At 47.4% G+C, this 15,476-nt stretch carries 10 protein-coding genes; 6 read left to right on the top strand and 4 right to left on the bottom strand.

The genetic code is table 11. The annotated features are described in order from the left end of the window. Positions 1–64 precede the first annotated feature (64 nt). From GC178_00180 to GC178_00165, 4 genes are read left to right on the top strand one after another with little or no spacing between them, the layout of a single operon-like run. Positions 65–4,897, top strand: a complete 4,833-nt coding sequence (locus GC178_00180; protein MBI1285978.1) for a PKD domain-containing protein — start codon at positions 65–67, stop codon at positions 4,895–4,897. Between the two features lie 13 nt (positions 4,898–4,910). Then, a complete protein-coding gene (locus GC178_00175; GenBank protein MBI1285977.1) occupies positions 4,911–6,950 on the top strand; it encodes a PKD domain-containing protein in 2,040 nt (679 codons plus the stop codon). Between the two features lie 27 nt (positions 6,951–6,977). Next, positions 6,978–8,465, top strand: coding sequence for a type IX secretion system membrane protein PorP/SprF (locus tag GC178_00170; GenBank protein ID MBI1285976.1), 1,488 nt, complete (start codon positions 6,978–6,980; stop codon positions 8,463–8,465). Positions 8,466–8,470: 5 nt separating this feature from the next. Next, positions 8,471–8,953: a DUF4442 domain-containing protein gene (locus tag GC178_00165; protein MBI1285975.1), complete on the top strand. Its 483-nt coding sequence runs from the start codon at positions 8,471–8,473 to the stop codon at positions 8,951–8,953. Here the strand turns inward: GC178_00165 and GC178_00160 are convergent, their stop codons facing one another. Genes GC178_00160 through GC178_00150 form a run of 3 tightly spaced genes read right to left on the bottom strand, consistent with a single transcriptional unit; the run spans position 8,954 to position 10,283 of the window. Further along, positions 8,954–9,349 carry a hypothetical protein gene (locus GC178_00160; protein ID MBI1285974.1) on the bottom strand — a complete coding sequence of 132 codons (396 nt, stop codon included), beginning with the start codon at positions 9,347–9,349 and terminating at the stop codon, positions 8,954–8,956. A gap of 6 nt (positions 9,350–9,355) precedes the next feature. Next, positions 9,356–9,859 carry a tetratricopeptide repeat protein gene (locus tag GC178_00155; GenBank protein ID MBI1285973.1) on the bottom strand — a complete coding sequence of 168 codons (504 nt, stop codon included), beginning with the start codon at positions 9,857–9,859 and terminating at the stop codon, positions 9,356–9,358. A gap of 1 nt (position 9,860) precedes the next feature. Continuing rightward, complete coding sequence (locus GC178_00150; GenBank protein ID MBI1285972.1) at positions 9,861–10,283, bottom strand: hypothetical protein; 423 nt, start codon at positions 10,281–10,283, stop codon at positions 9,861–9,863. A 105-nt stretch (positions 10,284–10,388) separates the two neighbouring features. Between GC178_00150 and GC178_00145 the strand changes: the two genes are divergently transcribed. Then, positions 10,389–11,894 carry a hypothetical protein gene (locus tag GC178_00145; protein ID MBI1285971.1) on the top strand — a complete coding sequence of 502 codons (1,506 nt, stop codon included), beginning with the start codon at positions 10,389–10,391 and terminating at the stop codon, positions 11,892–11,894. Continuing rightward, positions 11,891–12,844: a fatty acid desaturase gene (locus tag GC178_00140; GenBank protein MBI1285970.1), complete on the top strand. Its 954-nt coding sequence runs from the start codon at positions 11,891–11,893 to the stop codon at positions 12,842–12,844. The genes GC178_00145 and GC178_00140 overlap by 4 nt, the downstream gene beginning before the upstream one ends. Positions 12,845–12,892: 48 nt before the next feature. On the opposite strand, the gene GC178_00135 is transcribed toward GC178_00140, so the two are convergent. After that, positions 12,893–15,475, bottom strand: coding sequence for a TonB-dependent receptor (locus tag GC178_00135; protein ID MBI1285969.1), 2,583 nt, complete (start codon positions 15,473–15,475; stop codon positions 12,893–12,895). Between the last annotated feature and the right edge of the window lies 1 nt (position 15,476).

Here is a 15,476-nt window from a genome sequence, read left to right as displayed (position 1 = left end):
TCGTCTTCCTTTTTACTATTTTGCGACCCTCTTTTAAAGTTGTGCATGTTCTGAAATTGAATTCATGAAAAGACTTTTACCTACCCTCATATTACTTGGTGTGTTTACGGACGGATTTTCGTTGAATCCAGCGGTTCCTCCAATACCCAATGGCCCAACGGCCACTTGCCAAGACCTTACTGTTCAGCTTGATGGAACAGGAAACTACAGTTTTGCCATCGGGAGTACCACACCACAGGTGGATGTAAGCCAATCGGTTCAGGCCGGATCGTTCACTGGCAACATGGCGTGGCAGTCATTTACCGCTGGTACCGATGGTGTTCTGCACAGCGTAGGACTCACTTTCAGTTCAGCCTATGCCCCTACCACCACAGCAACTGTCAGTATTTATTCGGGTGAGGGACTCGGTGGTACACTTCTCACTCAAATGACATATTCCAATCCGATCTCCTTCAATGCAGGAACTTCAACAGAATTCGTGCTGAAAGAAACGGTCGATGTGGTTTCTGGAAGCCAGTATACCGTGGTTATTGCAGATGGCAGTGCGGCTCCTTTCTCTCTTCAGAAAAATGACGGAGACCCATACGCTGGAGGACGGAACAATACAAGTGCAACTTCTGACTTTGTGTTCAACTCTAAAGTGCTGCAACGTCCGGATGTTGATAACGGCTCGTTTGATAATGCATACGGTGTGGCATCATTTGGTCTGGATGTAAGTTCATTTGATTGTTCGAACTTAGGTGCCAATACAGTTACTCTGACCATTACTGACAATAATGGGGGATCTTCCACCTGTACATCTACCGTTACAGTTGAGGACAATGAAGCCCCTGTTGCTGTCTGTAAGAATATTTCAATAGATCTGGATGGTCTGGGGGACGTTTCGATCTTCACCTACTATATTGATAATGGAAGTTCTGACAACTGCTCCGTGACCCTTTCACTTGACATTACACAATTTGATTGTGGAGATGTTGGCCCCAATACGGTAACCCTTACGGCAGAAGACCCAGCCGGAAATACAGACAATTGTACTTCCACGGTAACGGTTGTTGATGCCACGGCTGCCAATGCCGTGTGTCAAGACAAGACCTTGGTGTTGGACGGTTCAGGTAGTGCCACACTTTTGGTGAGTGACATCAACAATGGTTCTACCGACAACTGTGCGATTGCTACCAAGGTGCTGGACCAGACATCTTTCAACTGTTCGGACATCGGTACAAACACGGTCACTTTGACAATAACGGACGTGAACAGCAATGTTTCGAGCTGTACGGCAACGGTAACGGTTGAAGATAATCAAACTCCGAGCATCACCTGTCCTTCAGACATTACCGTGTGTTCGCTTGATGCAAGTGGTGCAACTGTGACCTATGCAGCAGTAACAGGTTCAGACAATTGTGGCTATACCATTTCGCAAACCGATGCAACAGGACTTACTTCTGGCAGTACGTTCCCAATTGGAACGACCACGCAAGACTGGGGAATTGAGGATGTGGCCGGCAACACCAACTCATGCTCGTTTACGGTAACGGTTGATGCAACACCTGTTGCAGATTACAGCTTTTCTCCTGCCTGCGCAGGCGAATCTGTTTTCTTTACAGACGAATCTACCATCACTTCAGGTTATTCCATCAGCAGTTGGACCTGGAACATGGATGATGGCAGCGGTCAGATAACACTCGTGGACCCGATACATGTATTTGCCGATACGGGCATGTATGATGTGGCGTTGACGGTTGTTTCTGCCAACGGATGTTCAAGCACTTCCACACAAACGGTGCATGTAACTCCTGTTCCTACGGCCTCATTCACCTATGTTGGAGCTTGCGAAGGCAATGCAACCGCATTCACCAACACCTCGACCATTGATGCTGGAACGTTGACCTACGCTTGGGATTTCGGTGACGGAAACACTTCCACAGACCAAGACCCAAGTAATACGTATGCAGTAAGCGGTACGTACACCGTAACACTTACGGTTACTTCGGACAATGGCTGTGAGGATGTGACCACAACCTCTGTCAATGTGGCTGACTCACCTACTGCCCTATTCTCTGCTACCACTGCATGTGAAGGCGATGCAACGGTCTTCACCAACCTGAGCACAGGTGCTGGGACATTGACCTATGCTTGGGATTTTGGCGATGGAAATACCTCAACGGATGCCAACCCGTCAAACACTTACGCAACTGGTGGAACCTATACGGTTGTTCTCACCACAACCAACAATAACGGATGTATTGACACGCATACGGCCGATGTCACAGTGAACAGTCTTCCAAATGTGGACTTCACATTCTCAAACGTATGCGAAGGCACGCAAGCCAATTTCGTCAACACATCTTCATCAGGAACTTACAATTGGGATCTTGGTGATGGAAACAGCAGCACGCTTTCCAATGTGAATCATGCCTACAGCACTTTCGGAACGTATGATGTGACATTGACCGTTACAAGCTCTCAGTTCTGTGTGAATTCGTTGACGCAACAGATTGAGATCTACGACCTGCCCGATTTCACTTTGACACCTACAGATGTTGCCTGCTATGGCGAGATGACGGGTTCAATAACAGCAGTAATTCTTGGCAGTCCTACGCCTCCTTTGGCGTTGAGCCTGAACAACGGCACGCCACAATCGGGATTGACCTTCACGGGGCTATCTGCTGGGAATTATGATGTGACCACCGTAGATGCCAACGGTTGTTCCTTCACGGTTTCGACCACGGTCGATCAACCTGCCGACACGCTGGGAATCAACCTTTTGGGAATGCAGAACAACCTTTGCAACGGTGACAACTCAGGAGAGATCTCAGTAGTTGGAACTGGTGGAACTGCTCCGTACACGTACGCGGTCGATGCTGGAACACCGCAATCGAGCGGTCTTTTCAGTGGGTTGGCTGCAGGGTCTCATGATATTGAGATCGTGGATGCGCACAGCTGTGTTTTCGACACGACCATCATTCTATCCGAACCACCCATACTTCAACTTGGTCTGGTTGCGTCTTCCGACCTTCTGTGTAACGGAGACAACTCAGGAAGCATCAGCGTAGCTTCAACTGGTGGCGTTTCGCCATACGGCTACAACTTGGATGGCGGCACGTATGATGTAGCCGATATGTTCGAAAACCTTGCGGCTGGCAATTACATTGTAGGGACAATGGACGCGAACGGTTGTACCGATACCATTCACGTTACGTTGACAGAGCCAGGCATTTTGATGCTTTCGCTCATCAATAGTGAAAATGCGCTGTGTAACGGACAGGCAAGTGGCTCGATTGAAGTAGCTGCTGCATCTGGAACATCTCCATACCAGTACAGCATGGATGGCGTGAGTTTCCAAGGTTCTGGTGTGTTTGATGGCCTTGGTGCTGGTTCTTACACCTTGACTGTTAGAGATGCCAACGGTTGTACAGATAACCTTAGTGAAACGCTGACAGAGCCGACAGAACTGACGGTTGAGACCAATTCAAGCCCTGTGGCGTGCTTTGGTGAGATGACAGGGGAAATCGAGATCATTGCCGATGGCGGCACTGCAAGTTATGAGTACTCGGTTGATGGCGGTAGCAACTTCTTCGCAAATGGAGGAACTTTTACAGACCTCTCAAGTGGAATCTACCTTGCCGTTGTTCGTGACGCCAATGGTTGCACAGCCTCTGAAGGAGTTATCGTTTCGCAACCAAATGCTGCATTCGTTCTTACGGCAAATATTACCAATGCAGCCTGTTTGGGCGAATCATCTGGTGAAGTGATGCTTGTGGGAAATGGCGGTACGCCAACATATCTGTATTCGGACGACAACGCGAGTTTCGTGACGGGCAATACGTTTGGCGGTTATGCCGCAGGTTTCTACACGCTGTATGCACAAGACCAGAATGGATGTGTTGACAGCGTTGCCGTGAATGTTACTGAGCCTACTACTGCCGTAAACATTACGGGAACGCTGAACAACAACCCAGCTTGTCCGAACCAATCGAGCGGAACGGTTACGGTAATGGTAACGGGAGGAACTCCAGGCTACACCTACTCGTCCAACGGAGGAGCAACCTTCCAATCAAATCAAATCCTGAGCGGGCTGAATGGAGGAAACCACTTGATCGTAGCGATGGACTCTAACGGTTGCACCGATACGGACACGGTTACGTTGGTGAGTCCTGAACTCATCAGCATTACAGTAGATACAGTAGTTGGTGTGGCATGTGAAGGGCAATATGCTGGCGAGATCCATGTGACAGCGCAGGGAGGAACTCCTTCTTACAACTACTTCCTCAATGGTGGTAGCCTTCAGACGAATGGCGATTATGTGAACCTTACCAACGGCACTTATACGGTTTCTGTCACCGATGTGAATGGTTGTCCGCAATCTACCACGGTTGATGTTGAAGCCTCAACGTTGCTCCCAGTTGCCAATTTCGATTACACAGTAAGTGGCACTGCGATTCTGTTCAGCAACACTTCTGCAAATGGAAGTTCTTACATGTGGACGTTCGGAGACGATTCCACATCAACAGCCGAATCTCCAGTACACGTTTACGACCATCATGGTACTTACACGGTTACTCTGACCGTGACCAATGACTGTGGCGAGGATGTTTACACGGTCAGCATCAATACGCTTCAGACTGGAATTGCCGATGCCGAAGCGTTCAATTTCGCCATCTACCCGAACCCAGCAAATTCAGAACTGTTTGTTCAGCCAAGTTCAAGCATCACAGCCAAACTGTATGTGGATGTGATCTCAACTACGGGTCAGATTTTGAAAAGCACAACCGTAAATGGATTGGATAAGACGGGCCGAATATCAATCGATGTGAACGGTCTTTCAAATGGTATCTACTACCTGCGCTTGGTCAGCGAGAACGAACAGACCGTGCTAAGATTTGATGTAATCAGATAAGAAATACAGAAGGATGAAAAAGATGAGAATCCTGTTTGCAATACTGACGCTGATCGCGTTCAATGCCAACGCCACCGTTGATGTGGTCGACTATTCGACCACACTGGTATGTGAAGGTTCACAAACAACCTTTACCAGTACTGCCGTGGTTTCGGGCGGTGCCACCATCACCAACTGGAACTGGGACCTCGATGCAGATGGACAATTTGACGATGCATTCGGTCCAACCATCAACTACACGTTCAACAGCCCTGGCGTGTTCAACGTAGGTCTTCAAATTGTGACCGACATGGATGCACCACAAGGAGTTTACAAGTTGATCACGGTTAACCCTGTTCCAACCGCAAGTTTTTCAGCTGCTGATGTCTGTGAAGGAACCGCCACTCAGTTTGTAGATCAGTCCACCATTGTTTCTGGATCAATTGTCAGTTGGGAATGGGACCTTGACAACAACGGTGTTTACGATAACGCGAGCGGAAGTTCTACAACCCATGATTTCGTTACTGCTGGTTCTTATGTGGTTGGCCTTCAAGTGACCTCTGACCAAGGTTGTCAATCAACCACCAATAAGAATGTCTCTGTTGACCCAATGCCTACCGTGGAATTCTCAACCGCAAATGTTTGTTTGGGTGATGAGACCGAATTGACGGCCATCAGCACCGTTTCCTCAGGTCAAATAACGAGTTACGGTTGGGAACTGAATGGAAATGGACTCTTTGATGATGCTTCGGGAGCTTCCATCACCAATCAGTTCATTTCGGATGGAAACTACCAGATCGGTCTGCGTGTAACTTCCGATCAGGGATGTGTGAACGACACCTTCCAACTGGTTACCATCGCCCCCTACCCGATTGCACTGTTCACATTTGACAACGCTTGTCAGAACACATTGGTTGAGTTCACCAACCTTTCTCAGAACGTGGTCGGCACCATTTCATACAACTGGACATTCGGACAGGAAGGAACTTCAACAGACGAAAATCCAGCATTTGCCTTTAGCAGTGCAGGAGCAGCTTCAGTTCGTCTCATCGGAACAACGTCATTCGGCTGTGCCGATACGTTGACCCAAACGGTAACGGTTCATCCTACACCAACAGCTGACTTCACGTTTACCGAAGTATGCATTGGAAACACGACCAATTTCACAAACATCACCGATCCAAAAGGTTCAACCATTCAGAACTACTATTGGGATCTGGGCGACCAGAACACGGATGGTGGTATCAACCCGTTCCACAACTACATTCAGCCAGACAGCTTCTTAGTGACCATGGTTGCTTATACAACTGATGGATGTAGAGATACTGTTCAGCATTACGTGAACGTATGGGCGCTGCCTGAACCAGCTATAACAGCGGATGGCGACCTCTACTTCTGTTATGGCGGTTCGGTGAACCTGACAGTTGATCCCGTTGGAACTCCAACACTTTGGAGTACAGGCGAAACCACCCAGAGCATCAAGGCAGATACAACAGACACCTATGAAGTGCTGATAACAGACGAGCATGGATGTAAAGGACAGACATCCATCGATGTGACGAGTTGGCTGCTTCCTGTGCTTTCATCGAGCAATGACACCACCATTAGTTTGGGAGAGGATGTTCCGCTTTGGGTATCGGGTGCTAACAGCTATGTATGGTCTCCAGAAACCTATCTGGACAATTCAACCACAGATATGCCAACGAGCATCAATCCTTCAGAAGATATCACCTACATCGTGGTTGGAACTGACTTTCATGGTTGCGAATCTCAGGATACTGTGAATGTGAAAGTGCTGATGGATTACAACTTGAAGCCAGTGAACCTCTTCACACCAAATGGTGACGGTACAAACGACCGTTTCTATGTCGGAAACATCGACAGCTATTCGGATTGTCTTCTGAAAGTGTACAACAGATGGGGTGTTGAGGTTTACAATTCCAACGCTTACAAGAACGATTGGAAAGGAACCGACTTTGCGGGAGACAAGCTTCCTGACGGCACTTACTACTACATTATTGAATGTGACGGACGCGATGATCGCTTTGATGGCGCAGTCAGTATTTTGAAATAAAAGACCTAAACACGAAATCCTACTCGAATGAGAAAGATATACGTTACGTTATTGATGATCGGGCTTCTTGGCCAAGTTTGGGATGCAACCGCCCAACAGACCCGTCTGTCCAGCCTGTACCTACAGAACAGGTTCCTGTTGAACCCTGCCAATGCTGGTTACAGCGAAGGTCTGGTAGGCTACATCAACTATCGAAACCAATGGACCAACGTGCAAGGCGCACCTACAACTGGCCTGGTGAGTTTGCACACGCCTTTGGGCAAGAACACGAACATCGGTACCAATATCGTTTACGACAAAACGAATTTCATGTCAACGGTGAACGCCAAATTGGCTTACGCCCACGACATCAAATTGGCCACCGACCATCAATTGTCTCTCGGTTTGGGTGTGGGTATTAATCATACTCAGTTCAATTTCGATAAAGCGGTGGTCGAGAATCCGAACGATCCTATTCTTGCGAATGGCAATACTGGAAGCACATCCTTCGATATGGATGCAGGTATCCGATATAACTGGAAGAACCGATTGGAGATCAGCGTTGCTTCTCCACATGTAATTGAAACCGTTGGTCAGATTCGTGCGAAGGACAATACCTACAACTATGATCTTTCCCGTCACTTCCGATTCTATGCAGGTTACGATTTCTGGATCAAGGACAAGTGGTTGATCGCCCCATCAGGATTGGTGCGTTGGCTTCCTTACAAGACCAACATTTCGTATGATGCGAACCTGAAATTCGGGTACAAGGACATCGTTTGGGCCACCTTTACATGGCGAGCCGAAACTGGTCCCGTTGCCTCCATTGGCTTCAAGATCGCTGACAAGTTCACATTCGGATATGCTTATGACTTCACGTTGAATGGCATTGATGGAAATCCTGGTGCTCCTTGGTCAAACGAGATCATGCTCGGTTTCAAATTGGATGGTTTCAAGAAGAAGTTCAAGAAACTTGAAGATGACATGGAGCGCATGAATCAAGACAACGAACTCCTCAACAACAAGATGGATTCACTTGAAACCGTTCTCGGTTCTAAGATGGATTCGCTTGAAGTGGAAGTGGATGGCGTGAAGAAGCGTGTTGATCAGCATGATGACGACCTTGATAGATTGAAGCGTGAGATCGATCAATTGAACAAAGAGATCGAAGATGTGAACAGTCGAATGATTGACACCAACAAGTTGAAAGGCATGCTTCAGCAGATCACTCCTTACCGCGAAGATGACGGTAGCGTGGGCATGAAGAAGACCGAGCTTGAAAGCGGTTACTACGTAGTGATCGAATCCTTCAGAAAAGTGGAAAACGCTTGGAAGGCCATCGACATCTGGAAGTCGAAAGGACGTGATGCGATCATCGTTTACAATGACGAGCGCAAGTGGTTCTACGTGTATTCCAGCAAATTCGACAGTCTGAAACCAGCGCTGAAAGAGATGAAGAAACTTCGTAAGAAGGAAGTTCCTGATGCATGGGTACACAAGTACCGAATTGACGCTGAAGACCTGAAGAAGAAATAGCGCTGATGCTGAATGAAATTCAAAAGGCCAACCTGAGATTCAAACTGGTTGGCCTTTTTAAAATCCGTCTTATCGGTTTTGTGCAAGCAAAACTGGTGGAATACACAGAAGACAAAACGGTGGTACGTATTCCGCTGAATCGCAGAACACGCAACCACCTGAACAGCATGTATTTCGGTGCGCTTGCCACAGGTGCAGATGTTACGGGGGCTTGGATCGCATTCGATTACTTGGCCAAAACCAAGAAGAATGTTTCTGTTGTGTTCAAGAATCTGAATGCGGAATTCCTCACGCGTGCCGATGGTGATGTTTATTTCACCTGTTTAGATGGCAAGAAAGTGCTGTCAGCATTTAACGAGACCATCCAAGATGGCGAACGGAAGAACGTTTCCATTCAAGTGGTGGCAACGGTTCCTTCAAAACACGGGGCTGAACCTGTGGCCAAATTCGATCTGACCATCAGTATGCGGTATAAACCGCGTAAATGATCAATCCGAATACATCTTATTCACTTCCTCAATGGTTGGGAATGTGACACTCTCGTCCCCTGCTCTTCTGCCCCACGCCATGTATTTTCCCGTTCCTTCGCATGCGTAAGCGCGAAGAGAATCGCCAGAAGCCATTCCTGAATGCTGAAAACGTCTCCATTCTTTATTGGACTCTTGCACACACACCATCACATCTATGGCTTCCGTGCAGGTATTCTTGAGATAGACCACATAACTATCGTTCCACTTTACGCATTGAGAGCAATCTTCGCCCCAGTTGGACCGATACTTGACCACACAGTCGGTGTAGCTCTGCTGATCATTTGCGGTGGGTTCATTCCTCACGTCTGAAACAAACAGACTCAGGGCAAATAGTATAGTTGCGGTCAGTTTCATGATAGGTTATTTACAATGATTGTTCTTTAGGATGATCTTGGCTTCTTCATTGCCAAGCTGCTTCGATTTTTTCCAGTCGGCACAGGCTTCTTTATAAAGTCCCATCCCATTTTTTGCCCAACCACGGTTATTGTACGCTTCCTGATTTTCGGGATCAAGCGCTAATGCCTTATCAAAATCGATGAGTGCCGATTTGAAATCCTCCGTCTTGTTGTAGGCACTTCCACGACTTATATAAGCAAATGGATGATCAGAATGCTTATCGATCACTACCGAGAAATCGGCAATGGCCTCGTCATATTTTTTGAGCACGGAATTGCAAAATCCTCGTCTCAAATAGGCGTTCATATTCTCTGGGTCCCCAGCGAGAACCTTCGTATAGAGGTTGGCTGCGTTCTGATAGTCGCCATTTGCAAACAGATTCTCGGCTTTGCCGAACAGTACATCCGCATCCTGCGCCCATGTGGTGCTGGCAATCACCATCATTAAAAGAAAAACCAATCGTTTCATGTCAATACGTTTTACTCATATCCGTTAAAAGTGCCTTCAGCTTTTCTAAAATCTCATCCGAAGCGGCATCTTCATTCAATCCGAAAACCAACCGCTTTCGATAGCTTTTACGTTTATCAAGGAGAAGTTTCTGTTCAACACAACCATCTATATCATCGTAGCAATTGACAGAAACAGTCCGATCGGCCTCAGAATACTTCAACGTTTCCAGGTCGAGGTCAAACACGTTCACCCTATCGAGTTTTACCTGTTTCCCTTCTCGGAAACCTTCCACCAACAGCATCTTTCCCTTATTGGTTACGTTATACTCTTTACCGATCGCCTCATTGAAAGCCATCAACTTAGCTGGCACATCTTGTGCTATTGCATTGGTTGCCAGCAGAAATGTGGACAGACAGAGGAAAAAGATCAGCTTTGAACTCAAGTGGAAGGAATTTCTTCTTTTAAATTTAACGCTTTGACAATAATCTGGCCAATACAAACGGTGTTCAGAAAATTTTTACTGATTCTATTCCTTTTTGTTTCACAGATGGGATTGGCACAAAACCTTGCCATTCTCATCAAGTTCAAAGTGGACAATGGTGGATTCGATGGTTCGAAAGTGACGATCACAGAGGACGGTAAGTCCAAAGAGGTTTTTGAACCAGGTAAGGCGAAGATGATTCCTGAACTGGCGTTCGGCAAGAACTACATGATCACGTTCGAAAAGCCTGGTTACATCACCAAACGGATTGAGATCAGCACCAAGAATGTGCCTGAAGACATCAAAGGCGAAGACCTCGATTTCGATTTTGAGGTGGAGATATTCGAGCAGTATGAAGGCGTGAATACGGTCATATTCAACCAGCCTGTGGCCAAGTGGTTCTATAATCCGCAGGAAGATGCTTTCACCTACGATACGGATTACACCAAGAGCATACGTTCGGCACTCATCAACTTCGACAAGGAATATGAAACTGCCAAAAAGGAAGGTGTAAAAAAGACCGATGACGAAGCCAAGGCCAAAGCAGCTGAAGAAGCACGCTTGGCGGCTGAGGCCAAAGCAAAAGCGGAGGAAGAAGCACGATCAGCAGCAGAAGCCAAGGCAGCCGAAGAACAGCGCAAGCGCGAAGAGGAAGAGCGGAAAAAGGCCGAAGAAGCCGAGAAAAAACGTCAGGAAGAGCTTGCCCGACAGAATGAACTGGAGGAAGAACGACAACGGGAAGCGCAGGCAAAATTGGAAGAAGAGAAACGCCTTGCCCAACTGAAAGCCGAAGAAGATGAACGCAAAGCTCTGGAAGCGAAACAGGAAGAGGAAAAGCGACTGGCAAAGGCCAAAGCCGAAGAAGAATCCCGTGCTGCTGCCATGAAAGCTGAAGAAGAGGCTCGACAAGCTGCTGAGCAAAAAGCGGAACAGGAAGCAAAAGCCGCAGAAGCTGCAAAAGCTGATGCGGAAGAGCGTGCCCGCAAGAAGGCCGAATTGGAAGAAGAAATGCGCTTGGCCGCAGAAAAATCTGCGCAGGAAGAAAAACGTAGAGCGGAACTGGAACGCCTGGAAATTGAAAGGCGCCAACGCGAGGCAGATGCGCGTAGAGCTGAGGAGGAACGGTTAGCTGCTCAGCAACAGGCCGAAGAAGAAAAAAAGCGACAGGAAGAAGCACTCAAAGCAGAGGAAGAGCGAAAGAAGCGCGAAGCATCGGAAGCTGCGTTTGAGGAGGAGCGGAAACGAAAAGCCAAAGAGGCTTATGAAGCCGAGCAACGGGCACAGGCACAGGCCAAATCTGTTGCGGAGGCGCAAAACCGCGAGCGTAGTGAAGCCGTGGCCAAAATGGAGGAAGAACGGAAAAGCCTTGCCATCAAGGATGCTGGTAATGTCGTTTCACGAACCGAAGAAGTGATTGAGGAAGTGAACAGAACCATCACCCAGATAACCATGAAGCGCGAGCGCATGACATACGTGTACAAGAAGGTTGTGTATAATTGGGGGGGCGTGTATTATTTCCGTGATGATGATGACATCACTAAAGCCGTGTTTGAACTGGAGACATCGAAATGAACGTTAATGCAAACGATTTTCTGACCAAAGAAGAGATCCGAGAGCTCTTGCAGAAATCGGATTGGAAGGCTGCGCTGGAAATAGCCGACACTTGGTTTTGGATCGTTGTGGCTTTCGCAATTGCTGGAATCTGGCCAAATCCGTTCACTATTATCCTTTCGCTGTTCATGTTTGGAGGAAAGCAGTTGGCGTGCGCCATCATCATGCACGACACTTCGCATTACGCACAGTTCAAAACGAAACGCGCCAACGAGATCGCTGGAAACCTTTTCGGTGGCTTTCCCATTTTCCTGGACGTGCAGCGTTACCGCCCCTATCACCTATCGCACCATTCTCATACGGGCGAGGACATCGACCCGGACATTGATCTGACCAAGGGTTATCCAGCTGGAAGCAGAAGCCTTGTACGAAAGATTTTTCGTGATCTGATCGGACTTACTGGGGTCAAGATCCTTTTTGCGTTGATCATGATTCAATCTGGTCTGTGGCGATTCAACTTGGGCGGAAGAGTTGAACGCATTCCGAAAGAGGAACGAAAAGGAATTGGACATGTGTTCATCTTTTTCAGAAATATGTCAGGCCCGATAGTGGTCAATTTTGCAATGTGGGCAGCACTTTGGGCAACAGGAAACGGTTGGCTTTATCTGCTTTGGGTCGGAGCTTATTTCACTACCTATCAGTTCTGTTTGCGCATCCGCTCCATTGCGGAGCACAGCGTTGTTCCAGACAGGAATGATAATATGAAGAACACGCGCACCACGTATGCCAATTTCGTGGAGCGAATGCTGTTTGCTCCGCACCATGTCAACTATCATGCGGAGCATCACCTGCTTATGACCGTACCCAGCTACAATCTGCCAAAGATGCATCGACTGTTGAAAGAACGCGGCTACTTCGACAATGGCCTGCTGGAACCGAATTACCTGAGAATCATAAAGCTTGCAGCATAAAAAAAGCCCGAAATTCGATTTCGGGCTTTCCGTATCAAGTTCATTCCCTTAAACTTTAACCGTAAACTGAATACTTGCAGTTCTCGGCTGTTCCATCTTCAATGGGCGAAGCGAGTAAGAACGGTTGAGCATATTATTGACAATGAATGCTGCCTTCAGCCACTCATTCACTTGGAAGCTCAAACGCGCATCCATTACGTAATTGCCATGGTGTTTATCGGCAATGGTGTACTTCGGGTCAGTCTGATTCTGCCAATCCGTGGCCTCGTGATCCCCACGATAATTGATGATCCCTGTGTCGAATTGATCAGGGCCATACGCTTCCTTGATACTTGAGTCAAGCGCGTAAAGGATCTTGTCCACATTCTTCATGTAGCTGTAGTAACGGAAGGTATATCCAAGCGCCCACTTCCTGTATTTGAACTCGATATCCAAATTGACCAAATGCTGAAAACGGTACTTGAGGATTTTCGTTGAATCGATGGAAGTGCTGTAATGCGTGAACTGTTGCAACGTCCCTCCAGTTGTGTCCGTGTAAAACACTTGCTCTGGGTTTACCGCTTCTGGAAGTGTATAAACGTATCCAACGATCAGGTTCATACCGAATGATTTGGTGAACTGTCCTCCGCCCATCACAGAGGTCTCAATTCCTCTGACGCGTGTTCTTCCTGTGTTCAGGAATTTGAATCCTGGAAGAATCACATTCGGGTCATAACGTCCCATCACGAACTGAACCGTGTTCTGGTATTCCTGCCAGAATCCCACAAAATCGAAATAGCCGAAGAACTTACCCAATTTGAACCCCTGTTTGAATCCAAGCTCCATGTTCCAACTGGTCTCGGGTTTTAGATCCGGATTTGGGAATACACCCAATCCACCAGAAGTAGTGAGAATGTACTTTTCGGCAATGGTCGGGAAACGATAGCCTTGACCATACGAGTAACGGACGTAACTCTCGCGACCAGCTTTCCAACTCAGTCCCATTCGGAAAACAGGTTTTACCACAAACTCGGTGGAATTTATCTGGAAGTACTCGCCACGAACACCACCAGACAGGTTCAGGACTTTAAAGAACTTCTTGTCCAATTGCATATACATGCTGAAGTTCTTGGCATTATTGATTCCTGAAGGATTTCCGCCAACAAAGATCTGCGACTTGGAATGTGTATAGCTTCCCGCAACACCTGCGATCATATTCAGGTCGCGCATCTTGCTGAATGTGCGTTGAATCTGATACTCTCCGAAATAAACCGTACTCTGTACGGATTGATTATTGGAATTATTGCTGTTGTTGTAAAGAATGCGCGAACGCAGCGTATGCCTAACACCTCTGGATGTAAGGTAATTGATGAATGGATCTATATAGAATGTGAAGATCTCCGTCAGCGTCATCGTTCCAGGATAGGAACGATATCTGCCATCACTGTTGCGCTCAGTTGCCTGCCACACCAATGAGAAGTTCTTGCTGCTACGCATGAAGTTACCGTTCAATCCATAGTTCAATCCACTCACCTTTTTGTTACGGTATCGCAAGTTGAAATTGAATCTTCCCCTTAGTTCTCGGACATCCTTATTTGAAATATCCTTTATCGTATCGGTCGGATCCTGTTGATTCACATAACCGGAAAGCGTGAGCGGATATGAAGCTCTGAACGAATCCAGTTGCGCCAACGGCATCTGTGGTCCGAGGTATCCGTAATCGTAGAGGAAGTTTCCACCGATCACAAGATCGAGCTGTTTGATCTTTCTTGAGTGAAGGAAGTTCATACCCGAGAAATTTGCCACACCGTCCCACCATTTCATACCGTTGGCTTTCGATGCATCCAGTCCAAAGAAATTGGCAAAGCGCGTACCGAATGACGCATCATCGCTCAAGATGGCGCTTCTGAATCCCGTATACAAGTTCACTTTCGTAAGCGGCTTATCTTTCGGGTAAGCTGTTCGCACATTAATGGTGCCACTGAGCGCAGAAGATCCGTAAAGCACAGATGAAGCACCTTTTATCACTTCGATCTGTTCCACATTCTCTATCGGAATGAAACTCCATTCTGCCTTTCCGATGTCTCCGTTCAATATTGGCAGGTCATCTACCAGAATGGCCACACGGCTACCAACACCGAAACTGTAGCCACTACCACTGCGGATCTGTGGTTCTTCATCCATGATCGTGAGCCCGGGAGTTTGTTCAAGTGCTGATGTGATGTTGGTGGAGTTCCGATTCTCGATGATCTCAGGCTTCATCACATTCATGGTCACGGTCAACTCCTCCAGTTTCTGCTCAAACTTTCCGGCAGAGACAACCACGGTACCCAACTGCTCCGAATGCATGCCGAGTGTGAAATTCTGGACGGTCTTTCTCCCTTTCTCAATAGTTACCTCTATTGTATCCGGCTCCATTCCTGTGTAGGAACAGATCACCTTGTGTCTGCCCACAGGCATCGTAAAGAAATAGTTCCCTTCAATATCTGAAGATGCACCTATTGTATGATCTTCCAACGATACGATATGTGCCCCGATGACCGTCTCTTCCGTTTCCTCATCGTAAACGGTGCCTGAGAGTGTTCCTGTGTCTTGCGCCACAGCGTTTCCAATTGAAAATCCTGCAAGTAATATGGATAAGACTTTCCGCATG

The organism is Flavobacteriales bacterium (assembly GCA_016124845.1).
In the GTDB taxonomy this organism is placed as follows: domain Bacteria; phylum Bacteroidota; class Bacteroidia; order UBA10329; family UBA10329; genus UBA10329.
The sequence above is the reverse complement of the archived record's forward strand: the minus strand, read 5'-3'. Positions and strand labels throughout refer to the sequence as shown.